This is a genomic window from Collinsella sp. TF05-9AC (genome assembly GCF_003438495.1).
Taxonomy (GTDB): domain Bacteria; phylum Actinomycetota; class Coriobacteriia; order Coriobacteriales; family Coriobacteriaceae; genus Collinsella.
This window is the reverse complement of record NZ_QSSH01000003.1, coordinates 74,763-100,621: the sequence shown is the minus strand read 5'-3', so window position 1 is coordinate 100,621 and position 25,859 is coordinate 74,763. Positions and strand designations below refer to the sequence as shown.

Here is a 25,859-nt window from a genome sequence, read left to right as displayed (position 1 = left end):
TACGAGCTGAGGCTGAAGATCTGGATGGCCGGGTGCCGTTGCTGGGAGTGCAGGCGTTACTGACGATGGTCACTTTGGGACTGGTATTTCCGCCTGCTAGCAAAAAGGCCTCCGGAGCTGTTGCTTTGGAGGCCTTTCGTTTACTTGCAAATGCGCGCGTTAGTTGTTCTTGGTCAGGCGCTCGACGTCGTGGGCGATCATGTATTCCTCGTCGGTGGGGATGACCATGACCGTGACGGCGGAACCGGCGGCACTGATGACCTGCGGGCCGTTGCCCACGGCCTCGCGGTTCTTGTTGTTGTCGATGCGTACGCCCAGCCACTCAAAGCAGTCGCAGAAGGCCTTGCGGATCGACCAGTCGTTCTCGCCGATGCCGGCGGTAAAGGTAATGGTGTCCACGCCCGCCATGGAAGCGATCATGGAACCGGCCTGCTGCATGGCCTTATAGGCGAACATATCGAAGGCGAGCAGGCAGCGCTCGTCGCCCTCGGAGGCGCGCGTGCGGATGTCGCGGGCGTCGTTGGAGATGCCCGAGATGGCAAGCAGACCAGACTGCTTGTTCATCATGTCATCGACTTCCTGGTAGCTGTAGCCGCCCTCGCGCTGCAGGTAGCACACGGTGGCCGGGTCGATGGAACCACAACGGGTGCCCATCATCAGGCCATCGAGCGGCGTGAGACCCATCGTGGTGTCGCGGCACACGCCGTCCTCGATAGCAGCGAGCGAAGCACCGTTGCCCAGATGGCACGAAAGCAGGCGGTGGCAGCGCGAACCCAGGATCTCCTTGGCCATCATCCACTCATAGCGGTGGCTCGTGCCGTGGGCGCCGTACTTGCGCACGTGGTACTTGTCGCAAACGTCCTTGGGCAGCGCGTAGGTGTAGGCAACCTCGGGCATGGTCATGTGGAACGAGGTGTCGAAGACCGCCACGTTGGGCAGCTCCGGATACTTCTCACGGCAATACTCAATCGCTGCGGCCTCGCCGTAGTTGTGCAGCGGGGCGAGCGGGGCCACCTCGAGAATCTTGGCCATAACCTCGTCGTCGACAACTGCGGAATCATCGAAGTGCCAGCCGCCCTGAACGATACGATGACCAATGCCATCAATCGTAAAGTCGGTCTTCTCGAGCTCCTCGAGCACGCAAGCGATAGCAGAGCGATGATCGGGGAAGGGAACCTCCTCGGTCTGCTTGGCGCCACCGTTCTCGGAATGACCAAAGATACCCATGTCCGAGCCGATACGCTCGCAGTTGCCCTTGGCGAAAACCTCGCGGGTATCGGTATCCAGAAGCTGATATTTAAGGCTTGAGCTGCCGGCGTTGACAACAAGTACGTTCATGAGACTCCTTTGCAGTGCAATACGGTCGACGCAGACCTCTTAAGGCGACCGCATTTTAATAAGAAGTTATCACATCTTAATAAATAGCTATCAGGCATATCGCCCAACGAGCGCAAAAGAGGGGCTGAACGGCACTTGGTCGTCCAGCCCCTCCCCTCTTGCAATTACTTGCCGTTGACGATGCGCTCGACGTCAGAAGCGATCATGAACTCCTCGTCCGTGGGAATGACGAAGATCTTGACCTTGGAATCCTTGGCAGACAGGCACCAAGCGCCGTCGCCACGCAGGGCGTTACGGGCATGGTCCATCTTGACGCCCATAAAGGCCAGACGGTCGGCAACGCCGGCGCGAACGGCCGGAGCGTGCTCACCGATGCCGGCGGTGAAGACCAGCGTGTCCATGCCGCACATGGAAGTGGCCATCTCGGCAGCCTTGGCGGCAATCTTGTAGACGAACATATCGAAGGCGAGCTGAGCCTCAGGGTCACCAGCAGCGGCGAGCTCCTCGACATTGCGGCAGTCGTTGGTCTTGCCGCCGGTCACAGCCAAAAGGCCGGACTTCTTGTTCATCATCTCGTCGACCTCGTCGAAGGTGTAGCCGCCCTCGCGCTGCAGGTAGCACACGGTGGCCGGGTCGATGGAGCCGCAGCGGGTGCCCATCATGACACCGTCGAGCGGGGTGAGGCCCATGGTGGTATCCATGCACTTGCCGTCCTCGATAGCGCACAGGGAAGCACCGGAGCCGATGTGGCACACGACGACCTTGCGAGCCTTGCCGTTGGTCATCTCGGCGACCTTCTTGGAGATATAGCGATAGCTGGTGCCGTGAGCGCCGTACTTGCGGATATGCAGCTTGTCGCAAACGTCCTTGGGCAGGGCGTAGGTCTTGGCGACCTCGGGCATGTTGAAGTGGAAGGCGGTGTCGTAGACCGTGACGTTAGGCAGGTCGGGATACTGCTCCAGGCAGAACTCGATAACGTTGGCCTCGGGGTTGTTGTGCAGCGGGGCGAGCGGGGCGACCTCGCGGATCTTGGCGAGAACGTCCTCGTCGACGAGGGAGGAATCGCCAAAGTACCAACCGCCCTGAACGATGCGGTGGCCGATGCCCTCGATCTTGACGCCGTTGGCCTCGAGGTCCTTCAGGACGACCTCGATGGCGACCTTGTGGTCGGGGAACTCGATGTTCTCGGTCACCTTCTTGGAACCGTTGGCAGCGTGGGTGAAGGTACCGCCGGTAAAGCAGACGCGCTCGCAGGAGCCCTTTGCGGACACCTTGTGGGACTTGGTATCGATGACCTGATACTTAAGGGTCGAAGATCCTGCGTTGACGACCAGAACGTTCATGTGTCTCCCTACTAACAGGCGGTGTGGCGCCGCCAGGTTACATACGCTTCAATAATAAACCCAAACGCCCTCGCGCTCGGGTTTATTGCGTTGATATATAAGTTATCGGTGCCTAAATACGCATGGCCTTTGACTTGTAAGACGAAATAGCGCGGGGATATACACCAAAGAGGAAATCCCGAGCGCGATAAGCAATACGACTCGAATGCCCACGATGTTGCTCAACGCAGCATTGAACAAGTAGAAAAGGATAGCGCCCACCGCAACCATCTGGCTTTGAACCGAAATCAGTGAACAGCGAATCGAAGAATCGGCAGCATTTTGAAAAATTGAGTATTTAATGGGAGCAAATAACGAGTATGCGACCGTCTGCAGCACATAGAACACGGGCAGCAGATAGACCGGAGCAAAGGGAATCAAAAACAGAGCAGTCAGGAAAAGGCGCACGATGCCGCAAATACGCGCAAAACGGCCCTTGTCGACATGAGCAATCACGCTCGGCACAATAAGCCCCATGGAAGCCGAGGCAAGGAGCTGGACCGCAATGGTCACACCCGAAGCGACGGCATTCATTCCGCGACCCGCAAGCAGCAGTGAGAAAAAGTCTTCCAGAGCGACAAAAGCAAATGCCTGAGAACAGTCCATGATGAACGCCGAACGAAGAATGCCATTACACGCAATAGCGGCACCGATCATCTTCGGGCTAGTTCCACGCTCAAGCGTCGCCGCAGTGCCCCCTCTTCGCATCTCAGGAATGCAGACAACAACAACCAACGTCAACACCATTGCGATGATATCTGCCGAAAGACCAATGAGATATGCACCGACAGACGAAATGAAACCGCCCACGCAAGCGGAGATGGCATAAGAGGCATAGAAAACAAATCGCTCAATGACATTAAGTCTTATGAGCTGGTCCTGAGAGACACTGTCAATGTAAATTGCTTCCATGGACCCGCTCATACATGCAGCGGCAAAACCTTTGAGAGCGAACGCACCGATTAAAAGCAGAGGGGAACGGACGAGAAGCAGGGCGGCGTAGTATCCAAGCATTCCCGCGACGCCAACGAGACCGCTTGTCTTTCGTCCAAACCTATCGGCAATATAGCCAGTGGGAACTTCGAGGATGAACTTGCTCACTTGATATGCAATCATCATGCTAGAAATCGCCACTATCGAGAATCCGACGAATTCAAGGTAAACCGTCAGAAAATACAAAATAGTGCTGAAGTTCGACAGAAAAACGAACGTTATATAAAGCAAAACCGTACGATTTTTCATGCTCCGCCCTCCAAGAGTCAGCAATCTAAATCGGAATCTTGGAAAAGCATGAGGGCAAAGCTGTCAGCTATGTGTTGCAAGGCGTCAATAATCACTTGACGCCTCGAAGCCAATTAATCTCACGAAGCAAGATGACGCAATAGGTGCAGAAAAACCGTCTGGTGTCGATCGGTCCAGGCATTTTGTCGATAGCAAAAGTAGATGGGCAAGGCTACGTCATGCGAGCCTTCAATAGAGCACTCGCTCACTTCCAATCCATCTGATGCGAGAGAAGAGCCAGAAAAACTCAATATCAATCCCCCGGCTTGAAGAAACTCAGCCTGCGCCCTGCTTCCGTATTCGACATCGCGAAAGCGGAAATTAACCAGCTGAGCTTCGGGACATTGATTGATTGCATTGAGACAGGGTGACAAATTAATGGGAACAGCGAGCCTGCCGCCCAGTAACTCACGAATGGTCATAGCGTCAACAGATTGATGACCAGCTGGGCATGAAAGAACCCTGAGCTCCTTTTCACCCATATATTTTGAAGAAAGGACGCTGTCCCGTGGTTCCTCAAACGAGATAGCCGCGTCCGAAATTCCAAGTATAAGTGATTCAAAGCATGTTGCCGTTGGCTGATGCCACACATCAAGGTGAATCTGAGGGTGCGAACTTTCAAACGAGTCGTACCAATTTTCGGAAAAAAGGCGCCCCCGCCCGTGAAGACGGGGGGCGTAAAGACGGAAATGGCCGTCGGGCGAAACGCCGCCGTTCCTCGATTGAGCGCACTTTTTGAGATCGTCGACTTGCGCCGGGATCACGCGTGCACGACGCGCAAATTCTCTGCCCGCCGGAGACAAAACAGCCTCCCCCGCCGATCGGTTGAGCAAAACGATCTGATACTCAGATTCCAACTTCTTAATTGCCGACGAAACGGCCTGTGGACTCACATGGACGGCGCGAGCAGCCTTGCGCACGCCGCCATAGCTCGCTACTGCTTGAAGGTATTCGAGTTGAGAAAGCTGCATAGATTACTCCAAAGGCAGCCAAGGCGACGGACTGCGCGCCCTCAGATGAGGTTCTCGCCCAGGTTCTTGCCGCCGAGGACGTGCATGTGGAAGTGCATGACGGTCTGGCCGGCGTTGACGCCCCTGTTGGAGATGACGCGGAAACCGTCCTCCAGGCCCTTGGCCTTGGCGACCTCCTGGATGGCGTGAGCCATGGCGCCCATGGTCTCGGCAGGCACGTTGTCGGCGATGTCGCTGTAGTGCTTCTTGGGAATCACGAGCGTGTGGACCGGCGCCTGGGGATTAAGGTCGTCGAACGCGATGACCTGGTCGTCCTCATAGACAACGGTCGAGGGTATCTCGTGGTTGGCGATTTTGCAGAAGATGCAATCACACATGGTTGGTTCCTTTCTCGCAGACCAAGGTAATTATATTTGGTCGGGATGGTTAGAACGAGAGGTTGTCGTCGGTGTTGGCGGCTTCGCCGTCGGCGAGCACGTCGTTGCCGTCGACGTCCTTAAGGAGCACCGAGACCTTCTGCTCGGCATCGGACAGGCGGGTGCGCAGGCTTTTGAGGAGCTCGACGCCGCGGGTGTAGCTCTCGAGCGACTCCTCAAGCTCCATATCGCCCGACTCCAGGCTGCGGATGATGAGCTCCAGCTCCTGCGAGGCCTGCTTGTACGTAAGCTGCTCGACCGGGGTCTTCTCTGCCATATCTGTTTCCTTTCCTAAGGGTCTATCACTGCGAAACGCGGTCTACTCGACCGTATCGACCGTTGCTGCCACGCTGCCGTCTGCCATGCGCACGCGAATGGCGTCGCCAGGCTTAAAGGTCTTGGCACTCGTAGCCACACCATCATCGCTGTACGCGATGGAATAGCCGCGAGCAAGCACTTTGAGCGGCGACAGGGCGTCGAGCGACGCTGCCGCACGGCTCAGGTCGGACGCTGGCTTGCTGAGCATCGTGCGCCCTTGATGCTCTAGGCGGGAACTCGCAAGCGTGAGCGCATGGCGCTTACCATCGAGCCCCGAGGTGCTTGTAATCAGACGCTCGGGCAAGCGCTCAAAGTTGGAGCGGAATGTCCCGACCGAGCGTACTATGGCGCCCGACAGGCGATCGGCAGTCAGTGCAAGCTCCGATTCGCGACGCTCGACCATAAATGTGGGGTCGTTGAGGCACGGGCGACACGCAGCGGCATCGAGCGCATCACCCAAGCGAGCCGTATAGGTATCCCAGGCACGGCGACCGCGCTGATCGAGCATCTCCAGGTCGACCTGGGCCGACCCAATCATCGATGCCATCGCGGCACCCAGACGCTGATGGCGCGCCTCGAGCACATCGGCCAACTCCGTCATAGCCGGCGCCACCGATTCTGCCGCCGCCGTGGGCGTGGAGGCGCGTCGGTCGCTCACCATGTCGCAAATCGAGGTATCGGGCTCATGGCCAATGCCGGTCACCACGGGCACAGGACAAGCCGCCACCGCGCGGGCAAGCTCCTCGTCATTAAAGGTCATGAGGTCCTCAAAGGAGCCGCCGCCGCGCACCAGCAAAATACAGTCGGGCGCCGGCGTAATGGAAGCGGCGCGGCGCAAGCCATCAATGAGCTCTGCCGGCGCGCCCTCGCCTTGCACCTTGGCGCCCACGCAAACAAGCTCGACGAGCGGGTTGCGACGGCGCAATGTGCGCTTGACGTCGTCGATTACGGCACCCGAAAGCGAGGTGACGACCGCCACGCGGGAGCAGAACACCGGGATGCGGCGCTTGCGCGCTTCGTCCATCAGGCCCTCGCGGCGTAGCTTTTCGGCCAGTTGCGCCACTTGTTGACGCAGCAGACCCTCCCCCGCCAACGAAAATGAGCGGGCAACAAAGCTCATGCGACCCGTGGGCTTATAGAGATTGAAGCTGCCCTTAAAGCTCACCTGCATGCCATCGCGCAGATCGAAGGTGCGCTTGAGATAGGCGCCCTTCCAGATAATGCAGTCGACGGCGGCCGAGTCGTCCTTGATCTGGAAGTAGCAGTGACCGCTTCGGGCGTTAGGACCACGAAAACCTGTGACCTCGCCCAGAACGCTCAGCTGCGGAATGGCATCGAGCGCACCGGCGGCGATCTCCACTGCCTGGCTCACGCTAAGCTCCTTGCGCTCCTGATCGTCCGAACCGTCGAACTCGGCGGAAACGGCATTGCCGGTTAGATTCCAGCCTGCCACGCAGCCTCCTTTCGTTATCGAGCACAAGGGCTTCGACCCTGCGCAGATTCAAGTCCAACACATAGTACAGCGCCGCGGGGACAAGAATCTCCGCGGCGCCTGTCAAGCCAATTTGTTATCGGTTGGAGTTTCTGTTGTAGCGGGCCATCAGGTAGAGCAGCTGAATAATCGAGGTGAGCGCCGCCGCCACGTAGGTGAGCGCGGCTGCCGTCAGCACCTTCTTGGCACCGTTGACCTGCTTGGAACTCATGCCCGACTGCTCGATATACGCCACGGCGCGGCGACTGGCATCGATCTCGACAGGCAACGTAACGAGTTGGAACAGCACACTAAACGAGAAGAAGATCAATGCGAGGGTCGTGAGCCCGGCGATGTTCATAAACAGGCCCAAGAGCAACACGATGGTCCAGGTGTTCTGGGTAAAGTTGACGACCGGGACCAGAGCGGTGCGAACCTTCATCATGGTGTAACCGCTCTGACGCTGGGCGGCATGACCCGCCTCGTGGCAGGCCACGGCAACGCTTGCGACCGATCCGCCCGAACGGTTAGCGTCCGAGAGATACAGGTTGTTATCCTGCGGGTTGTAGTGGTCGGTGAGCTCACCGGCAACGCCCTTGATACCCACGGCGTTGCAACCGTTGGCGTCGAGCATGCGGCGAGCGACCGTGGCACCCGTGTCGCCGTCCGAGCGAACCTTGGACCAGGTCTTGTACGTCGAGTTGATATAGCTCTGCGCCGCAAGACCAAGCACCGTACAAACAAGGACAACCAGCAGGTACAGCGGGTCGATGCCAAAGCCGTAACCATAGTAATAGGGCATGCGAATTCCTCCGAATCGAATTACACGTTGGAGGCATTCTACCCAATCAAGCGGCTAGGCTTCCTTACAGCAATTCAATTTTGCCATCTTTGACCGTCAACCCCATGTTGCCGGAAAGCAGATCGTCCAGGCGCGAGCCCACAAGCTCAAAACGCCAACCTTCGCGCAAACGGCTTTGCTCAGGATGCTCAATGTAGTCGGCCAGGTCATCGCGCGAGGCAATGACCGAGGTCGCCACGCCCGAGCGCTCGGCAACCAGGCGGATGAGCGCGTACATGAGATCCGTCACGCTCTCAAGCTCCGGCGAAATCTGGCGATGCCCGCGCACCATGAGCGGCAGGCGATCGTGCGGACAGCTTGCGCCGCGCTTGATGGCCATCAACGCGCCATCCACGTCGCGCTCCCCCAGCTGGTCGGTACCGCGGATGCTACGGAACTCCTCGACACGCACGGGATTGCGCTTAACCAGGGCCAGCAGCGTATCGTCGGACATGACCCACTTGCGCGGGATGTTGCGACGCTCGGCGCGGTCCTCGCGCCAAGCGGCAAGCTCGCGCGCAATGCCCAGCTGATGGCGGCTACACGAGTTGATGCGTTTGACCTTGCGGAATGCCTCATGGCGGTCGGCGCGGTAGTGCGACTCGTCGGCCAAAGGACGCAACTCGTCGAGCACCCAGTCCACGCGGCCCAGCTCACGCAGGCGGCTCATCATCTCGGTATAGGCGACGATTAAGTACTTGACGTCATCGATCGCGTACTCGATCTGCTTATCGCTCAGCGGGCGGCGCGACCAATCGGTCAGCGACTCGGTCTTGGGCAGTGATACGCCGCAGAACGTCTGAACGAGCGCACCATACGAAATCTGCTGGCGCTCGCCCAAAAAGGCGGCGGCAACCTGCGTGTCAAAAATCGGTCGCGGCAGTGCGCCCACGGTATGGAGCATAACTTCCATGTCCTGTGAGCAAGCATGGAATACCTTGACCACGCCCTCGTCGGCCATAAGCTCGGCAAGCGGCGACAGGTCGTCGATCACCAGCGGATCGACAGCGACACTCTCGGCGGGGGTGGCAATCTGGACCAGGCACAGGCGCGGATGAAACGTGCGCTCGCGCAAAAACTCGGTATCGACGGCGATCGCGTCGAACTCGCGGGCGCGCTGGCAAAAGTCGACCAGAGCCTGATGTGTGGAAATGTACATATCAACCCATCGAATAAGGTTAGGCCCGAAAAACACGGGTAGGATATCGGCATTGCTCTACAACTATACTCGGTTAGTCACAGAACGGGAACGTAAGTATGCGCTGCCTTATCATCCACAACCCGGCATCGGGCCCCAGCTCAGATGAAATCTACGCGTTCACGCACGCCCTCGCGCAGGGCGGCGACGAGGTCGTGATGCGTTTTATCGGCGATGGCATGGAGCCCGAGGACGCGGTAGCGGACGTTCGCGAGTTCGATCGCGTGGTCGTTTCGGGCGGCGACGGCACCGTCTCCAACGTGCTCGACCAGATGCGCGGGTGCGGTGTCCCCACGCTTGTCTTCCCCTCCGGCACGGCCTGCCTGTTCTTTAACAACATCGGCAATGCCCCCGAGGCGGCGGCACTCGCCAAGGCTTGCCGCGACGGCCGCACGGTCAAAGTGGACATGGGTGAGCTCTTTTGGCTCGACGAGAACGGCAACGAGAAGCGCCACGGCTTTATCATCATCGCCGGCTCGGGCTTCGACGCCGAGATCATGATGAAGGCCGCTCCCACCAAAAACGACATTGGCGAGATCGCCTACTTCCTCTCCGCGCTCGCCACGCCCAACCCCACGGTGGCGCACTTTACCATTGAGCACGACGGCATTGTCGAGGAGCTCGACGGCATCTGCTGCATGGCAGGCAATACCTCGGTCATCCAAAACGACATCAACCTGTTCCCCAACTGCCGCATGGACGACGGCATGGTCGACATCGTCGTTATTGAGCCCGTGCGCACGATGCAGCTGCTCCCCACGGTAATTACCGCCGCGCTCGACCCCGCTGGCAAAGTGCTCGGCCGTCCGCAGTTTAAGATCATCCAGACCAAGGAAGCCAAGATCACCTGCACGCCATCGCTGGGTATGCAGTTCGATGGAGAGATCATCTCCAGCAACTCCGGCGTCTTTGGCGCTCGCGCGCTGCCGCAATGTCTCGACCTCATCGTCGACGAATTCTCCCCGCTCGGAAAATAGGAGGACCCCATGAACGACAACCCCCTGATTGGCTTTATCGTCATCGTCTTGGCCATGCTCGTCGGCTATGCGATCAACGTGATCCACCGCCGGAAGAAGTAATTCCATATTGGCATGATATTCATCCAATTATCGTCTCCCCTGCCGTTTATGCATTTGCCAAACAGCAGGGGATTCTCATTTCGGGCATTCCCAGCTACTTTATTCGGCTACAGTAATTGCAGGGCGTCTTTATTAAAATAAAGCTACAAACTGAGTATAATTAACCGCTCATCGCATATTTCATCACGCTTATCGAGTAAGTTTCTTTCATAGATGAATATTGTTTCCAGTTCGTTACGCTAATGAGGTGTCTTTATTGGCTGAAGCCCTCTGGCGACAGAGGGCTTTCGCACGCTGGGAGGAAAAATGAGGAAAACTCACCCCGTCAACGCGCTCAAGAAGCTAAGCATAGGCCTCGCCTTTGGAGCTGCAACCATCATGTCCATGCCGACCTCTGCGCTCGCCTGCACGCAGATGTACATGGGCAAAGATCTAACGGCCGACGGCAACACGTACTACGGCCGTGCCGAGGACTTTGGTGCGCGTTACCTCAAACACTTCGGCATCGAACCTGCCCACGAAGCTGGCTTTACGTACAGCTCGAATGAGTCTGCTTTCGAATACACTTCGAATAAGCCTACATATCGCTACAGCTACGTACGTGACCATCCCTCCAATTGGGAGGGCCACACCGACGCCTACTCCGAAGCCGGTATCAACGAGAAGGGTGTCTCTTGCTCCGCTACGCTGAGCACCTCCTATAACGAGGATGCCAAAGCAGCAGACCCAATCGATGAGGCTACCGGCATCGGCGAGTACAGCTACGGCAGCGTCATCCTGGGCCAGAGCGCCAATGCCCGCGAGGGCGTCGAGCTCCTCGGCAGCCTGATCGACGAGCAGGGCACTTGCACTAACGACCAGATCATTATCGCCGACAACAACGAGACCTGGCTGTTCGCCACGCTTTCTGCCCATCAATGGATTGCCATGAAGCTGGCCGACGACGTCGCCTCACTCAACCCCAACATCGGCAGCCTCAACTACGATGTCGACCTGAACGATACTGAGAACTGCCTGCACTCCAAGGACATCGAGTCCATGCCCGTGGAGAAGGGTTTCGCCAAATACTCCGCTGACGGTAAATTCGATGTCGCCCAAACGTATGGCGAAAGCCTCGCCGATTCTGGCGTTAACCAATGGTCCCGCTATGTGCAAGGCCGCCATTATTTTGCTAGTCAGCTGACCGAAGGCACGGATTACGAAATTAAAACTATCACCGATAAGGATGGAAAACCCGTCCAAAAGGGAGCTATGGTCAGCGAAATCCAGCCCCTGTTCTTCAAGCCTGGCAAGTCTGGTTGGAGCACCTTTGAGCTGATTCGTGCCTTCGGCAACCGCGGAGAGAACGTCCCTGGTCTCAACGCGAACACTGATGGCGTTTATTGCATCGGCAGCGAGCGCAACACCGAGATCAATCTCTTCCAGATTCGTCGCGGGTATGATCCCGAAGTCGCTACCATCCAGTGGGAAATGCTCTCCCGTGCCGCGTACTCTGTCGCCATCCCGCTGTACTCCGCTCTGATAACTGAAGTTAGCCCCTACTTCAGCGATCAGACCGTCTCCTTCGACCACTGCAATGCGAAAGACGTCGTGTACAACGAGGAGCCCGAGAACTCCATTAACTACGTCCTCATGGACATCAGCTCGCTCTGCTTTGAGAACCCTGACACCCTTGGTACCAGTGTCCGCACCTACCTCGACGCGCTCCAGAACGAGCTCATCGAGCAGAACAAGGAAGTTGACGCCGCTATGCTGGCCGAGACGACCACCGAGGGTCGCACCGCTCTGGCCAACAAGGCAGGCAAGGCTGCCACCGAGAACACCTACAAGAAGTGCAAGGCCCTGCTCCAGGAGATGCGCGCTTATCAGAAGGCCGGAAACTTTGACGAGCGCTTCACCCCGAGCGACCTGAACACCGAGACCAAGGGCCTCAAGGAGTCCATCACCTACGCCAAGGACGCCCTTGCCACCGACCCGGTCACCCCGGATCAGCCCGGCACTCCCGAGCAGCCCGGTAAGCCCGAACAGCCCGGTACCCCGGATCAGCCCAGCAAGCCTGAGCAGCCCGCTAAGCCCGAGCAGCCCGCCACCAAGCCCGAGAAGCCTGGTAAGTCGGATACCACGACCACGGTAACCACCAACAAGACGAACACCAAGGGCGGCCTGCCCACCACTGGCGATCGTTTTGATGGCCGCATGGTGGCCGCATTCGCCATCGCTGGCGTTGCCGTCATCTCCGCAGGCGGTTATATCCTCTATCGCCGCAACAAGGAGTAATCCCTCACTGGTGCGGGCGGGATGGCACGGTTCGTCCCGCCCGCCTTTTTGACCGGCGGGAAACACCGCTGAAATCTTTTCAAAAAAGATTTCCCCGCACACACTTTGCTGTGCTATAGTGCAGCGCAACAGCAACAAGGTGCGACCGCGCCACGGCATCACGAAAGGAGCCACCAAGATGAAGAACACGATGAAGTCTCTCAACAACTGGTGGTGGCGTGATGCGAATACGATCGGTCGACAGTGAGTCCCTCACGCCTGTTTTTGCGCTCTAGGTGATTGGAAGGCCTCCGGTTTCGACCGGGGGCCTTTTTCTATCTCGAGCCCGATCGCATTCGCATCACGCGCCTCCGCTTTTCCCCTGCGCTTCCCTTCAGAAAGGATTTTCACCATGTCTCAGAACACCACCGCCACCCAGCCCCGCACCGTCCAGACCGCCGACCGCGGCAAACTCGACGTCCGCGCTCTCGTCCTGCTCGCCATCCTGCTCGCCGCCGGCTTCATCCTCAACTTCACCGTCGGCAAGGCCATCTCAGGCATCTCGGGCGGCATGATCAGCCCCGAGTTCATCATCTCGGCCTTCTGCCTCACCATCCTGGTCGTTCGCCCCAACATCGGCCAGGCGCTCGTCATTGGCCTCATCTCGGCTGCCGTGATCCAGATCACCACCACTTCGCCGTTCGTCGATTTTGCCGCCGAGGGCATCGCCGCCATGCTCATGGCCGGCATCGTCAACGCCGCCGGCAAGGACGGTCAGGTCAAGCCCGCCATCGCCATTGTCGCAACCTTCCTGACCACCTTTGTCTCCGGCGTCATCTTCATGGTCATCAAGATGGCCATGCTCGGCGTGGTCGGCGAGCTCGCCGCCGCCATGTTGCCCGTCGTCGCCATGACCGCCGTCTTTAACGCCATTCTGGTCGGCGCCCTCTACCTGCCCATCCAGAAGGCCCTTAGGCTCAACTAACCCGCTCGGCTTTACGAGCCACCCCATCTTGGCGTTCATTCGACGCTCGCGTACCCAAGTACGCTTCGCTCCTCTTTCGCGCCAACCTGGGGCCCCTCGTAAAGCCGTCTCCGTGCTTCACCACCAAAGACCGTCCCAAACAACGAGCTTTTTTGGGACGGTCTTAAACAACTGGTCATTTAAGACTGTCCCCAATGACTATGAAAGGTATCCATGGAAACGATCATCAACGTCGACGATGTCTCGTTCTCCTATGGCACGCAGACCGAGCAGGCGCTCAGCCACATCTCGCTCAGCGTGAACAAGGGAGATTTCATCGGCATCATCGGACCCTCGGGCGCCGGCAAGTCCACGCTTGCCGCCTGTCTGTCGGGTGCTGTGCCCCACCACTACACCGGCACGTTCTTCGGGTCCGTCATGGTTGACGGCCACGACACCTGCGAGGTCTCGCTGACCGACGTGTCGCAAATCGTCGGCAGTGTGCTGCAGGATATCGACACGCAGATGGTCGCCTCGGTCGTCGAGGACGAGATGCTCTTTGGCCTCGATAACTTTGCCGTTCCCCACGACCAGATCGAGCAGCGCGTGAGCGAGACGCTCGAGACCGTCGGCATCAGCGACCTGCGCGACCGCGAGATCGCCACCCTCTCGGGCGGACAGAAGCAAAAGGTGGCCATCGCCGCCATCCTCGCCATGCGTCCGCGCGTCTTGGTTCTCGACGAGCCCACCGCGGCACTCGACCCCGCCAGCTCCACGCTGGTCTTCGAGACGCTGCGTGAGGCAAACCGCATACTTGGAATCACCATCGTCGTCGTTGAGCAAAAGGTCGCCCTGCTCTCGGAGTACTGCAACCGCGTGCTCGTGCTCAACCATGGCGAAATCGCACTGCAGGGCGAGCCGCACGAGGTCTTCGCACACACCGATGAGCTTCGCACCATTGGCGTCGACTGTCCCCGTGTCACACGCATCTTCAATAGCCTCGAGGCCGATGGCCTGGCAAGCGGCACCCCTTGCTTGGATGTCGACGAAGCCGAGTGTCTGATTTCGGGTATCGTCGACCCCGCACACGCTGCCATCGAAGCCCAGGCGCCCGCCGGTTCCCCGCATGCACCGTCGTTGCGTCCTCATGCCAAGGATGCCGAACCCGTACTCACCTTCGACCATGTTGAGTTTGCCTATCCCAACGGCGGCGCCGCCGTACACGACCTTAACCTGACCCTCTACCCCGGTGAGCTCGTGGGCATCGTCGGTCAGAACGGTGCCGGCAAGACCACGCTCACCAAGCTGCTCACGGGCCTGCTCAAGCCCGCCTCGGGCAGCGTGCGCGTCACGGGACTGGATACTGCAACCGTTCCCACGAGCCGCATTGCCCGCGAGGTCGCAACCCTCTTCCAAAACCCCGACCGCCAGATCTGCAAGGATACCGTGCTCGACGAGGTCGCCTTTGGCTTGGAGCTTGCCGGCATCGACCGTGCCGAGGCTCTGCGTCGCGCCCAGCTGGTCATCGACCGCTTTGGTCTGCCCGCCGACGAGGCACCGTTCTCGCTTTCGCGTGGCCAGCGACAAATGGTGGCACTTGCCTCCGTCGTAGTGGTTGAGCCCAAGATCGTCGTGCTCGACGAGCCCACGAGCGGCCTTGACTACCGCGAGTGCATGACCGTCATGGAAACCGTGCGCACCATGGCCGAGCGCGGATGCGCCGTCATCATGGTCTGCCACGACATGGAAGTCGTCTCCGACTTTGCCGAGCGCATCGTAGTAATGGCCGACGGCCGCATCCTCGACCGCGGCCGCACGCACGAGCTGTTCTCGAACATCGATCTCATGCGGCGTGCCTACGTGGAGCCTCCCCAGGTTATTGAACTCTCGCGCCGTCTGGCATCTTCCGTCTCGCCCGCTTTTGCGCAGGTGAGCGAGGTCACCGATGTCGTTCGAATTACCAAGGAGATGGTCCACCGTGGTTAACGTCATCGACTACATGCCGGGCGATACGCTGCTGCATCGCCTGAACCCCGTCGTCAAACTGGGCCTCGCCGCCGCCATCATCGTCGGCATCTTCTTGTCCGACACCTACGTGGCGCTGCTGGGCTTTTTGGCACTCACCCTTGCACTGGGTACCTATGCCGGCGTCGTCGACCGTCTGCTCTCGCTGCTCAAGTTGCTGATTCCGCTCGCGCTTATCATGCTGGTGCTCCAGCTGGCCTTTATGCGCGATGGCAACGTGGTGTGGGGCTTTATCACCGACGCGGGCCTCATCACGGGATCGAAGGCCTGCCTGCGCCTGCTAGGTGTGGCGTTGCCACTCATCCTCATGCTCATGGTGACCAAGCTCAACGACCTTGCCAACGCCTGCGTCGAGGTGCTGCACGTACCGTATCGCTATGCCTTCACCTTTACCACGGCGCTGCGCTTTGTGCCGGTGTTTGGTCAGGAGATGAACGCCATCATGGAGGCGCAGACCGCACGCGGCGTCGAGTACGACACCAAGAACCCCATCAAGAAGCTTAAGCTCATGTTGCCACTGTGCGTGCCGCTGCTCATCTCGAGCGTGGGCAAGACCGATGCCACCGCGCTTGCCGCCGAGCAGCGCGGCTTCTACCTGCGCACACGCGCCAGCTCGTACAAGCGCTACCCCATCAAGGGCCTGGACATCGCCGTGCTCATCGTCAGCATCGCCCTCATCGCCATCGGCTTCCTGTTCTAGTTCACCACCGACAGCAACCACTCAACGCAAAAGGCCTCGGCTCGCACCAAACGAGCCGAGGCCTTTACTGTTTCCCCAGATAATACCTACCAAAATAAACCTGTCCCTTTTTGGCAGATCGAGGGCTATTGGCGGTAGGGGGCGCCGCTGCGGATGATGGATTCGCGCACCAGGACATCCATGGCGTCAAGGGTAATCTCGGGCATCTCTCGGTACTTTTGCAGCACCGAGAGCTCCGTACAGGCCAGGATGACGCGGTCGCAGCCGCTACGGGCGAACTCCCACATCACGCGGTCGAACTTATCCATATCGGGCTCACGTCCGGCCTTCACATCATCGTAGATAAGCGACATCACATCGTTCTGACGTTTCTCGCTGGGATAGACAACCTCAACACCCGCAGCCTTACATTCGCGGCCGTAGACGCCCGCGCCCACGGTTCCGTCGGTGCCCATGATGCCAATCTTGTGCACCGGCTCGGCCGGCATACTCAGGTTGGGGTCGAACTCGCACTCCCCCATCACCGCACCGGCCAGAGCATAGCGCACCGACTCACGCGGCATGTGGATAATCGGCACTGTGGTAAACGACTGGATCTGGTCGTAGAAGTAGTGTGACGTGTTGCAGGGAATGGCAATGTGCGCACAGCCCAGCGACTCGAGTGCCTGGGCACACTCTTTCATGGTCGCCAGCAGCTTGGCATGCTCGCCGGTCTTAATGGCCAGCGTGCGGTCGGGCATGGTCGACTTGGAGAGCACCACCATGTCGATATGTTCCTGATCGCAGGCAGCAGCCGTATGACGCACCACCTGGTCGTAGTAATACGACGTGGCCTCGGCGCCCATGCCGCCGATAACTCCCAGCTTTTCCATCGCCGCCTCCTTGGTGACGCTTGCGCAATTGCGCGTATCGTACCCGCGCCCGCCCGATGCAAACCGGACGGGCGCCGCACTCATCTACTTGTAATACGTCTTGAACAGCTTAAAGTGGCGCAGCTTAGTGTGCCACATGCGCAGCCAGCGGTTAAAGACAAAGTCGCCCTTCATAAACGAAGGGTCGGCGCCCTTGCCTTCCTTGTCCAGGCGATGCACCTTAGCGCGCAGCTCGGGATCCTTGACGTATTTGTCGACGACGCCCATGGGGACGACCATCCACAGCGCCTCGTCCTGCGCCGTCACAAACTCCGGCGCAAACGGGCGGTTGAACACATACTCGTCCACCACATACTTGGCAACGTTAAAGCCGCTGTTGGTAACGTAGTAGTTGCTGCGGCCCTGGCGCGTGTTGAAATCGAAGAACTTAAACGAGCCATCGCGCTCGTCGTACTTAACGTCAAAGTTGGAATAGCCCACAAAGTGAAGGTCCTCGAGCAACTTGCGCACGCCGCCCATGAGCTCGTCATTAGGCTCGGTAATGATACAGGCATGGTTGCCGACACCGTGGGGCTGATGCTCCTCGAGCAGTACGTGACCCAGGCACATCATGCGCACCTTGCCGTTGCGGTCGGAATAGCTGGTGAGCACGCGCATGTACTCGTCGTTACCGGGCACGCGGTCCTGTAAGATCAGGTCGTCGGTGTAGCCACTGGCATACGAGTCGCGAATGACCTGTTCCAGCTCGGCACGGTCGGCAATCTCATAGGCCTTTTTCTGGCCCTCGAACTCGTGCTGCCACCACATGATGCCGTCAGAAGGCTTCAGAATCATCGGGTAAGGAAAATCGATCTGGTCGAGCACTTCGGCAGGCGCCTCACCCTGGGCATTGAGCATCGCCTTGGTAAAGGTAAACGTGTGCGGATAGGGCACGCCATGTTTCTCGCACAGCTCGTAGAAGATCTCCTTCTTCTGGCACTGCTCGAGCATGCTGTAGGGCGCGTAGGGAGCGACGATGTTGTCCGCCAGCTCATGAGCATCCTTGGCCTGAGCCACGAGGGCAACATAGTTGTCGCCACAGCCCACAAGGACAATCGTCTTGTCGGCATGCGCTTGGGCAATGCCGTTGACGGTTTTGAGCATCACGGGCATGGTGTCGATATCCACGTTGGGCGTGTAGTCGATAATCTGGCTGCGGTACGCGGGACCCGTCTGATACTTGCCAAAGACCAGACTCTTGACCTGGTACTCCTCGTAGAAGGCGCGCGCCACCGAATAGGCGTTGATGTCGCCACCGAGCAGCACGGGAATGAACTCGCGCTCTGTAAACTGCAATGCCATGGAAACTTCCTATCATGAACTGCCCACACAATGGGCGGTCTTTGCGCAACTGATTTATTCTAGCGTGCCAAGCCGCCGGCGCCCAAAGCTCCACCGTATCTATGGCAATCGACGTAATCGTCCAGCACGAAGGCCAGCACGAAGACGGCGCTCACCGTTGTATGACAATGGGCAATGAACCTACCATTGTTGTAGGATTCAACATGTTGCCCGCCCCGTCGAAAGGTGCACCGTGCCCCAGGCCCATCCGATCAACAACCCCATCATTGACGCCGCCAAGCGCGAACTTGCGGATCGTGCCCGGACGGCAGTTCCCCTACGCACCGCAAACGATGCTTACAACGGGCCTGCCCGTATCGTCTCAATCAACACGTCGGAGCACAAAGGCACTCGCAAGTCGCCCGTCGCCGATGGACGCGACACCGTCATCGAGCAATTTGGCCTCGCTACCGATGCGCACGCCGGACATTGGCACCGCCAGGTCTCTTTTTTAGCCGCGGAGTCCATCCAGACGGCGCAGGCACGCGGGCTCGACGTACACGAGGGTGACTTTGGAGAGAACTTCACCACGCAAGGCATCAATCTACTCTCGCTCCCCCTGGGAACGCAGCTCAAGATTGGCAACGATGTCCTGGTCGAAATCAGTCAGATCGGTAAGGTCTGCCACACCCGCTGTGCCATCTACTATCTCGCCGGCGACTGCATCTTTCCCCACGAGGGAGTTTTTGGCGTGGTGCTAAAGGGCGGAGAGGTCCATACCGGCGACGAAATCCAGGTGGTCAAGCTCGGCGACGGCACTTGCTCGTTCACCCCCGCCGAGGCACTCGAAGAGATTGAGCAGGCTCGCCAGGAGGGCACGCTGTAGTTGTAAAACCCCACGTTGAGATAGCTTTTACAGCCCAAAGCTCCTCTTAAACAGGCCCCCGTAACGTTAAAGTTGAACTCTATGGTTTCTCAACAATTCATCATAACTGCAGGTCAAAGCCAAAGCCTCAAGTTCAACTTGACCCTTTGGAACCTTTAAGGTTCAAGTTGAGGTCGAAAGCAGTAGTAGAATACCGTTCGAACCATAACCTACGATTGATTGCAGAGGGACTGGATGCAGCATTCGAATCATCGCACCGCAGCGCTCATTGCGTCGAAGCCGGCTCGTATCATCACGAGCGCCGCGCTCGCCGTTGCGCTGACGGCCTCGCCGATGCTCTCCCCCGTTGCGGCGTATGCCGCCTCGCAGGCAACGCAGGACCAGCTTTCCGCAGCCCAGCAGAAGATCGAAGCCGCCACGAGCGCCTACAACGACGCCCGCACCAAACTCGATGACCTGCAAAAGCAGATTGACTCCAATGAGGCAAGCATCGAGGAAATCGAGGCCAAGCTTCCCGAGCAGCAGGCCAAGGCAAGCTCCGCCATGCGCGATCTGTACAAGTATCAGAAGGGCACCAATCCCATCGTGAGCTTCCTGGTCAACGCACAGAGCCTGGGTGAATTCATCACGACCTGCAAATACACCAACCAGATCACGAGCTCGAGCGTCGACGAGATCGAAGAGCTCAATAACATGCAAACCGAACTCGAGCAGAACAAGGCCGAGCTCCAGCAGGCCAAGTCACAGCTTGAGGCAGAGCAGAAAAACGCCGAGGATGCGCTGACGCAGGCCCAGCAGCTCCGCAGCGAGGCACAGGCAAAAGCCGAGCAGGAAAATGCCGCCGAGCTTGCCAAGCTTGAGGCCGATAAGGCCGCTGCCGCCGAAAAGCTCTCGGGCGAGGGCGTAAGCGGCAGCAATTCCAGCAGCCAGGCCACCAACACCAACACCACCATCGACACCACGGTGAACAACGCCAATACCGGTAGTTCCGATTACGATTCGTTCATTAATGAGTGGACGAGCCGCATCGACAATTATCTCGCCGGCTCCCCCATGGCAGGCCAGGGCTATAACTTTGCCGTCGCCGCTTGGAATACCGGTGTCGACCCCCGTTGGTCCCCCGCCATCGCCTGCATCGAGAGCACCAAGGGCGCTTATTGCGCCAATTCTTACAACGCCTGGGGCTGGAGTGCACGTGGCGGCGGTTGGCGCAGCTTTGGCAGCTGGAGCGAGGGTATCTCCGCTCACGTTGCCTATCTGGGCGCCAACTACGGCTCCACCCTTACCCCGGCAGCAGCCAAAAAGTACTGCCCGCCCACGTGGCAGGACTGGTACAACAAAGTCGCCGCTCAGATGAACCGCATCTAAGTGCAACTGCAAAGGGCCCCAATGGGGCCCTTTTCTTTTAGGTAGCGGAGGTATCGACGACGCCGGTCGCATTGGCAACCGCGACTATGACGATCATGCATAGGAGCAGCACACCCAATGCCTTGAGCCAGAGTTTCGCGAGTTTCTTGCCGCGATAGCTGTCGAGCAGTGCGAATCGCCGACGAAGACGACGCTTGTCGAACAGCGCAAAATGCATAAGCACCATAAGGCCATCGACAAAGAAAAAATACTCGATTATGAGAAGCCACGTCGGGTAGCTTTGGTTTGCTCCCGTGGGGTGAAAGACGGCAAAGTGACTTCCGGCAAAGAACACAAGCAGCGAGAAGCAGATGAGCGTATTCCAAATGCGCCCCAGAGACTCCGGAACGCGAGAGAGCAGACCGCATGCGGTGGAGGCGGCAGGCCTAGGAAGCCCTGCGGGTTTCTGGAGCCCTTGGGACGCCAACACTGTCTCCGAGTCTGGAGTACGGACAGGCGCAGGCGCAGGAGGCCGCACGGGGCGACTCAGATCGTATGCCGCGCGCGTCGCCCGTCCCAATGCTTCCGCACTCGCAAAACGCTTGGCCGGATCGAGCGCCATCGACATGCAGACGGCATCGGAAAGTGGAGTGGGAATACCGCGCGCCTCGCATTGCTCGCGCATGTCGAGCCCTGGTTTAGGGTCGACTCCCGTCAAGCAGAAGAACAACAGGGCGCCCAGCGCGTACACGTCGCTGCGCACACTCGTCTGCCCAAACCCATACTGCTCGGGCGGCGCATAGGGTCGCGTGCCAAACTTGACGGTGTCGGCATCGGCGCCATCGCGCCATACGCGCGCGATCCCCAAGTCGATAATCACCAGCGATGAAAATGTCAGGCCGTCATCAGGCGTATAGTTGGCACCTGTCACGATGATATTCGACGGCTTGAGGTCGCGATGGATCACCGGCGCCGACGTCTCCCCCGCTATTGCAAAACCGGCGTGGAGCTCGCCCACGGCATCGCATAGGGCAGGATACAATTCACGCGCATAATCGGGGGTGGCTCCCAGACGGTCCACCAGCGCCCCGAGCGTCTCCCCTTCGATGTATTCCATAACCACGTTGAGCTCGTCGCCCACACGACGACAATCGACGATTCTGGGCAGGTGCTCAAAACGCCTGCCTGCCCGCTGAGCGGCAAACAGACGCTCGTATGCCCCGCCGATTTGAGCCGAAGCATCGATGCGTTTACGGACAAAGGGGCCGAGCGAACCACCGCCGGTTCCTTCAAAGTACACGAGCTCGGTTGCTTCAACGGACGAGCGCTTAAGTACACGCTCCACGCGATAGCTGTCGTCGCGATCGAGCGACACCAGGTGCTCGACAAGCGCTGCGGTCAGCTCGTCATCGAAATATGTTGGGGTCTGAGTATCCATAGCCTCCATCATAGCGCAGGGCGCAGACACCCCATGGCATCCGCGCCCCGTTCGTTTGCATCGCTGTTCGACAGCTCCGCCGGCTCAGATATCAGCCGCTAACTCACCGTCTCCTCGCCAAAGCGATACAGCTCCTCGTTGACCTTTTGGAGGCTGCACCCGCGATCGATACAAAAGATGATAATCGCATCGCGGCGGTCCTTGCAGTTAAGGACGCTTACCCCGGCAGCCGTCAGCGCACGGTTGGTCTCTTTGAGCGTCAGTGCCATCGCAAAGGCAATCTGCAGCACCTTATTGCGGCTCGGATGCCGCGCACCGGTAAAGATCTGATAGCCAAACGTCTCGTTGAGGTCGGCCATGCGCACCACTCGCGAACGCTCCAGCCCCTTTTCTTCCAAAAGCTGTTTCAGATACTCCGAAAGCGACGGGGCGGCAAAGTCGTGCTCTTTGATATAACCATCAATGCTTGGCGCATCGAGAAGCTCATTGAGCAGCTCCTCAGTCAGCTTTTTATCGGGCATACGGCCTCACCTCCCCCAGTGCATGCAACATGCTAGAAACCGCTCACGTCCGAGCGTTCCCAACTGGCGACCTGATCGGGAGACACCGTGCCCAGCGCCTCGAACTTCCAGGAGCCGCCCGCCTTCAGATGATTGGTGTTTGCAAGAGCCGTTCCAACCTGGTTGCCATCAGCATCATACAGAACATACTCAATCTGAATGTAGCTCTTTTCCTTGTCTGTGTTATTGGTCAGCGTACCCGTGATCTTATAGGCAAACTGATTGGAGGCGTCTTCAGCCTCGTCAGCAATGGTATACGGTTCTTGCGGTTCTTTTTGCTCCTCAGCCTGCTGTGTCGTCTCGGCAGGTTTTGCCGAATCGTTCGCAGACGAATCGGTTGAGTTGCCGCCCATAGAGCCCACGGCACCGGCAATAACCAGCACCACGATGACGCCTAGGACAATCTTGCCAATCGACTTCTTTCCCTCTTTTGCCATTATGCATCCTTCCTACGATCCGGCCACCGCGCCGGCACACAGCACATCGTAGGAAGGATTAAACTTGAATTCATTAGCTGAGAGCTAAGACTGCGGTAAACGGCCAACGCAGTTATCCAAACGCCGAGCAAACGCACTTTGCGCGACCGTCTGCTGGCAGCGCATCAACCCACCGTGACGGATTCCCCGGTAAAGGCGCTGATCATCAACAGGACAAAGAACACCAGGTAGCTGACACTCAGCAGGTACGCAATGATCAGAAAGAAGACCCATCCGACATTGGTGTTACCGTCGGCACGGCGTTGCTCGCGATTGCGGCAGAGCCAAATCGTCACGCCAATGGCCACAATCAACAGCACAAGTGCCGCTGCCGCCAGTCCAGCAAGCGCAAACATCACGCCAATGCTCACAGCAATAACCGGGAGCAGCAGCAAGCCGCATCCGCACCCACCAGGACTATATACGACAGACTGTCGGCGTCGTTCCATCGTCACTCCAACCTCAACATCTTTGAGCGCTACAACGCAACGACCTGCTGAACGGGAACGATCTTATCCAGTTCCGGTTCGATGCGCCTCTTCTCTGCCTCGAGGTCAAACGCGATCTGGGCTCGAAGCCAATAGCCATCCGTCAGGCCAAAGTAGCGGCAAAGACGAAGATCGGTGTCAGCCGTAACACGACGCCTTCCCAAAATAATCTGCCCAATACGCTGAGCCGGAATCCCGGTCTCCTTAGCAAGGCGATATTGAGAAATACCCATAGGGACAAGAAATTCCTCTTTGAGAAGCTCGCCGGGGGCCACCGGCGACAACAAGCCAGCATCAGTTTTGTCACTTGTGATAATCGACGATTTCAGCATTCCAAGCCATCCCCTGTCTCCACTCAAAACAGACCCGATAGCGCTCATTGACACGGATACTATATTGACCGGCGCGATCGCCCTTCAACGCTTCAAGACGATTGCCTGGCGGAACGCGAAGATCATCAAGCGAAGCGCAGATCTGCAGTTGGCGAATCTTCCTCAAGGCGACCCGCTCAAAAGGAATGAACTTCCTAATCCGCACACCCATTGCAAAGCGTTCAGTGTCTTCATCTTTATATGATGCAATCATAGTATCGCCTTACGTTAATAACGTCAAGCGTTTCTATAGAGTTACATCCCTATTATAGCGTGCATTTGTTCGTATTTTCGAGAACAAACGTCCACGTCAATTAACCAAGCAAAAGCAATCGTTTGTAGACATCGAGGCCTTTGAGCAGGATTTCCTCGTCAAAGAGCATGGTATCAGTATGCAGGGCACTCGTGGAATAGGCGGGGCAGCCCTCGGCGTCGCTCGGATTATCCTGACTGACAGGAACGCCCGTGCCCAGCAAGAAGAACACGCCCGGCAGATGGCGCTGGTAAAAGGCGAAGTCCTCGGCAATCAGCAAAGGCTCATCCACGAGCTGCAGCTCGGGCAAGGCAGGCGCGACATTGGCAAATAGCTCGGGATCGTTATCGACCGGCGGATAGCCCTCGGCAAAATCGAGGTCATATGTGCAGCCCGTTGCGGCGCATGCCTCATCAAGCACGCGGCGCACGCCCTCACGCGCACGGTCGAACATGTCGTCCGTAAACACACGCAGGCTGCCGGCAACATGGGCCTCCCCCGCCACCGCGTTGCAGACGGTACCGGCCTGCAGCAGACCAAACTTGCCGATACAGGGCTCGTCGGTGCCCAGCTCGTCCATCAGCCCGCGCTCGGCAACCAAAAACTTCGCTGCCGCCAACGCGGCATCGTGCGACTCCTCAACCGGCACGCCATAAGTCTTAGCAATATGGATGCTCGTACCGTGAATATGGATATGCGTTTCGCTCGAACGCGCCAGCAGCGGGCCGGAACAGCTCGCCAACGTGCCGGCAGGCAGATCGGGCCACACGTGAAAGCCAAAAATGCGGTCGACCCCGTAGCATTCGAACACGCCGCTCTCGCATACCATCTTGGCACCACCGGTCGTTTCCTCGGCCGGCTGGAACACAAAGAGCACGTTTCGCCTCATGGCGGCCGGCTGTTCGCGAATCGTACGGTCGACATACGTCGCGGCGGCAAGTGCCATAGCCATGTGTCCGTCATGTCCGCAAGCGTGCATCTTGTCGGGATTTGTCGAGGCGAACGCTGCCCCTGTTGCCTCGACAATGGACAACGCGTCCATATCGGCGCGAATCGCCGTGGCATGCGCGGCACCAACGCCAACATCAAAGAAAGCGCAAACGCAGCTGGGGCACGGATGGGTCACCTCGCAAGCGAGCGGTGCCAGCACGCCCTCGATATAGGCAATGGTTTGCGGAAGATCGAAATCGAGCTCCGGAATGCGATGGAGATCGCGGCGATAGCGACGGAGTTCTTGGAGCTCGGTCATAGAAGATCCCTTCGTGAGGCATATCTGTTGCAACTTATTGTGATACAGGATTGTGGCACACATGTTTCCAGCATATTGCTGCATTTTTTAAACGTTATATACGAATACTCTTGTTTGCTAAAGTGCAACGTGGTAGGGTCGTTACCACTTGATAGAGGCGCGGGCACGAAGAACCGCGGGCGAGCCGGCAGGCTTTGACCCCGTGGGGAGGCGAAACCCGCCGAACTGGGCTTTTCGGGCACGAACAACCTGGTGGGCCTGCGGGAAACACCCACAGGACTGTCTGCAGCAATGCGGGAGCGCTATCCGGACATGGGGTCCACGCTATGCGGATTCGATGCGCAGATGGCGCCGTCTGG

General features: G+C 58.4%; 25 protein-coding genes and 1 riboswitch. Of the genes, 7 read left to right on the top strand and 18 right to left on the bottom strand.

Annotated elements, in window-relative coordinates; translation table 11 throughout:
• Nucleotides 1-159: 159 nt before the first annotated feature.
• From DXC52_RS01880 to rnd, 9 genes are all read right to left on the bottom strand, one after another.
• Nucleotides 160-1,338: an acetate/propionate family kinase gene (locus DXC52_RS01880; protein WP_117745913.1), complete on the bottom strand. Its 1,179-nt coding sequence runs from the start codon at nucleotides 1,336-1,338 to the stop codon at nucleotides 160-162.
• Nucleotides 1,339-1,502: 164 nt separating this feature from the next.
• Nucleotides 1,503-2,681 (bottom strand): acetate/propionate family kinase, encoded by a 1,179-nt coding sequence (locus DXC52_RS01875; protein ID WP_117745912.1) that lies wholly within the window; start codon nucleotides 2,679-2,681, stop codon nucleotides 1,503-1,505.
• A gap of 102 nt (nucleotides 2,682-2,783) precedes the next feature.
• Complete coding sequence (locus tag DXC52_RS01870) at nucleotides 2,784-3,962, bottom strand: MFS transporter (protein WP_117745911.1); 1,179 nt, start codon at nucleotides 3,960-3,962, stop codon at nucleotides 2,784-2,786.
• 119 nt (nucleotides 3,963-4,081) lie between these two features.
• Complete coding sequence (locus tag DXC52_RS01865) at nucleotides 4,082-4,972, bottom strand: LysR family transcriptional regulator (RefSeq protein ID WP_117745910.1); 891 nt, start codon at nucleotides 4,970-4,972, stop codon at nucleotides 4,082-4,084.
• Between the two features lie 41 nt (nucleotides 4,973-5,013).
• Nucleotides 5,014-5,349, bottom strand: coding sequence for a histidine triad nucleotide-binding protein (locus tag DXC52_RS01860; protein WP_117745909.1), 336 nt, complete (start codon nucleotides 5,347-5,349; stop codon nucleotides 5,014-5,016).
• Between the two features lie 49 nt (nucleotides 5,350-5,398).
• Nucleotides 5,399-5,665, bottom strand: coding sequence for an exodeoxyribonuclease VII small subunit (gene xseB / locus DXC52_RS01855; protein WP_006234311.1), 267 nt, complete (start codon nucleotides 5,663-5,665; stop codon nucleotides 5,399-5,401).
• A gap of 42 nt (nucleotides 5,666-5,707) precedes the next feature.
• Nucleotides 5,708-7,159, bottom strand: a complete 1,452-nt coding sequence (gene xseA, locus DXC52_RS01850; protein WP_370446114.1) for an exodeoxyribonuclease VII large subunit — start codon at nucleotides 7,157-7,159, stop codon at nucleotides 5,708-5,710.
• A gap of 115 nt (nucleotides 7,160-7,274) precedes the next feature.
• On the bottom strand, nucleotides 7,275-7,979 hold the full coding sequence (locus DXC52_RS01845) for a zinc metallopeptidase (protein WP_117745908.1): 705 nt from the start codon (nucleotides 7,977-7,979) through the stop codon (nucleotides 7,275-7,277).
• A gap of 64 nt (nucleotides 7,980-8,043) precedes the next feature.
• Nucleotides 8,044-9,177 (bottom strand): ribonuclease D, encoded by a 1,134-nt coding sequence (gene rnd, locus DXC52_RS01840; RefSeq protein ID WP_117745907.1) that lies wholly within the window; start codon nucleotides 9,175-9,177, stop codon nucleotides 8,044-8,046.
• A 98-nt stretch (nucleotides 9,178-9,275) separates the two neighbouring features.
• Here rnd and DXC52_RS01835 point away from each other — a divergent pair, with 98 nt between their 5' ends.
• The 5 genes from DXC52_RS01835 (at nucleotide 9,276) to DXC52_RS01815 (ending at nucleotide 16,240) form a co-directional block, all read left to right on the top strand.
• Nucleotides 9,276-10,193 (top strand): diacylglycerol kinase family protein, encoded by a 918-nt coding sequence (locus DXC52_RS01835; protein ID WP_117745906.1) that lies wholly within the window; start codon nucleotides 9,276-9,278, stop codon nucleotides 10,191-10,193.
• Nucleotides 10,194-10,601: 408 nt separating this feature from the next.
• Entirely contained in the window at nucleotides 10,602-12,572 is a 1,971-nt protein-coding gene (locus tag DXC52_RS01830; RefSeq protein ID WP_117745905.1) for a C69 family dipeptidase, read from the top strand.
• Between the two features lie 391 nt (nucleotides 12,573-12,963).
• The gene (locus DXC52_RS01825) at nucleotides 12,964-13,536 is read left to right on the top strand and encodes a hypothetical protein (RefSeq protein WP_117745904.1); all 573 of its coding nucleotides are present in this window, start codon (nucleotides 12,964-12,966) and stop codon (nucleotides 13,534-13,536) included.
• A 213-nt stretch (nucleotides 13,537-13,749) separates the two neighbouring features.
• The gene (locus DXC52_RS01820; protein ID WP_117745903.1) at nucleotides 13,750-15,501 is read left to right on the top strand and encodes an ABC transporter ATP-binding protein; all 1,752 of its coding nucleotides are present in this window, start codon (nucleotides 13,750-13,752) and stop codon (nucleotides 15,499-15,501) included.
• Nucleotides 15,494-16,240, top strand: a complete 747-nt coding sequence (locus tag DXC52_RS01815) for an energy-coupling factor transporter transmembrane protein EcfT (RefSeq protein ID WP_117745902.1) — start codon at nucleotides 15,494-15,496, stop codon at nucleotides 16,238-16,240. The genes DXC52_RS01820 and DXC52_RS01815 overlap by 8 nt, the downstream gene beginning before the upstream one ends.
• A gap of 125 nt (nucleotides 16,241-16,365) precedes the next feature.
• Here the strand turns inward: DXC52_RS01815 and DXC52_RS01810 are convergent, their stop codons facing one another.
• Together DXC52_RS01810 and DXC52_RS01805 are read right to left on the bottom strand one after the other, a co-directional pair.
• Entirely contained in the window at nucleotides 16,366-17,112 is a 747-nt protein-coding gene (locus DXC52_RS01810; RefSeq protein ID WP_233504730.1) for an aspartate/glutamate racemase family protein, read from the bottom strand.
• Between the two features lie 84 nt (nucleotides 17,113-17,196).
• Nucleotides 17,197-18,453 (bottom strand): ATP-grasp domain-containing protein, encoded by a 1,257-nt coding sequence (locus DXC52_RS01805; RefSeq protein ID WP_117745900.1) that lies wholly within the window; start codon nucleotides 18,451-18,453, stop codon nucleotides 17,197-17,199.
• Between the two features lie 232 nt (nucleotides 18,454-18,685).
• Between DXC52_RS01805 and DXC52_RS01800 the strand changes: the two genes are divergently transcribed.
• Complete coding sequence (locus DXC52_RS01800; RefSeq protein ID WP_199409413.1) at nucleotides 18,686-19,318, top strand: MOSC domain-containing protein; 633 nt, start codon at nucleotides 18,686-18,688, stop codon at nucleotides 19,316-19,318.
• Nucleotides 19,319-19,552: 234 nt separating this feature from the next.
• Entirely contained in the window at nucleotides 19,553-20,686 is a 1,134-nt protein-coding gene (locus DXC52_RS01795) for a glucosaminidase domain-containing protein (protein ID WP_117745899.1), read from the top strand.
• A gap of 37 nt (nucleotides 20,687-20,723) precedes the next feature.
• Here DXC52_RS01795 and DXC52_RS01790 read toward each other — a convergent pair whose 3' ends face one another.
• From DXC52_RS01790 to DXC52_RS01760, 7 genes are all read right to left on the bottom strand, one after another.
• Nucleotides 20,724-22,103 (bottom strand): protein kinase, encoded by a 1,380-nt coding sequence (locus DXC52_RS01790; RefSeq protein WP_158554574.1) that lies wholly within the window; start codon nucleotides 22,101-22,103, stop codon nucleotides 20,724-20,726.
• A gap of 98 nt (nucleotides 22,104-22,201) precedes the next feature.
• Nucleotides 22,202-22,624, bottom strand: a complete 423-nt coding sequence (locus tag DXC52_RS01785; protein WP_117745897.1) for an XRE family transcriptional regulator — start codon at nucleotides 22,622-22,624, stop codon at nucleotides 22,202-22,204.
• 32 nt (nucleotides 22,625-22,656) lie between these two features.
• Nucleotides 22,657-23,100 carry an FxLYD domain-containing protein gene (locus tag DXC52_RS01780; RefSeq protein ID WP_117745896.1) on the bottom strand — a complete coding sequence of 148 codons (444 nt, stop codon included), beginning with the start codon at nucleotides 23,098-23,100 and terminating at the stop codon, nucleotides 22,657-22,659.
• A 164-nt stretch (nucleotides 23,101-23,264) separates the two neighbouring features.
• Nucleotides 23,265-23,588, bottom strand: coding sequence for a hypothetical protein (locus DXC52_RS01775; RefSeq protein ID WP_147330588.1), 324 nt, complete (start codon nucleotides 23,586-23,588; stop codon nucleotides 23,265-23,267).
• Nucleotides 23,589-23,617: 29 nt separating this feature from the next.
• On the bottom strand, nucleotides 23,618-23,959 hold the full coding sequence (locus DXC52_RS01770; protein WP_192919605.1) for a HigA family addiction module antitoxin: 342 nt from the start codon (nucleotides 23,957-23,959) through the stop codon (nucleotides 23,618-23,620).
• Entirely contained in the window at nucleotides 23,931-24,212 is a 282-nt protein-coding gene (locus tag DXC52_RS01765; protein WP_117745894.1) for a type II toxin-antitoxin system RelE/ParE family toxin, read from the bottom strand. The genes DXC52_RS01770 and DXC52_RS01765 overlap by 29 nt, the downstream gene beginning before the upstream one ends.
• Before the next feature lie 100 nt (nucleotides 24,213-24,312).
• Nucleotides 24,313-25,500: an amidohydrolase gene (locus DXC52_RS01760; RefSeq protein WP_117745893.1), complete on the bottom strand. Its 1,188-nt coding sequence runs from the start codon at nucleotides 25,498-25,500 to the stop codon at nucleotides 24,313-24,315.
• Nucleotides 25,501-25,644: 144 nt separating this feature from the next.
• A riboswitch (Lysine riboswitch) is annotated at nucleotides 25,645-25,813 on the top strand.
• Nucleotides 25,814-25,859: the final 46 nt, after the last annotated feature.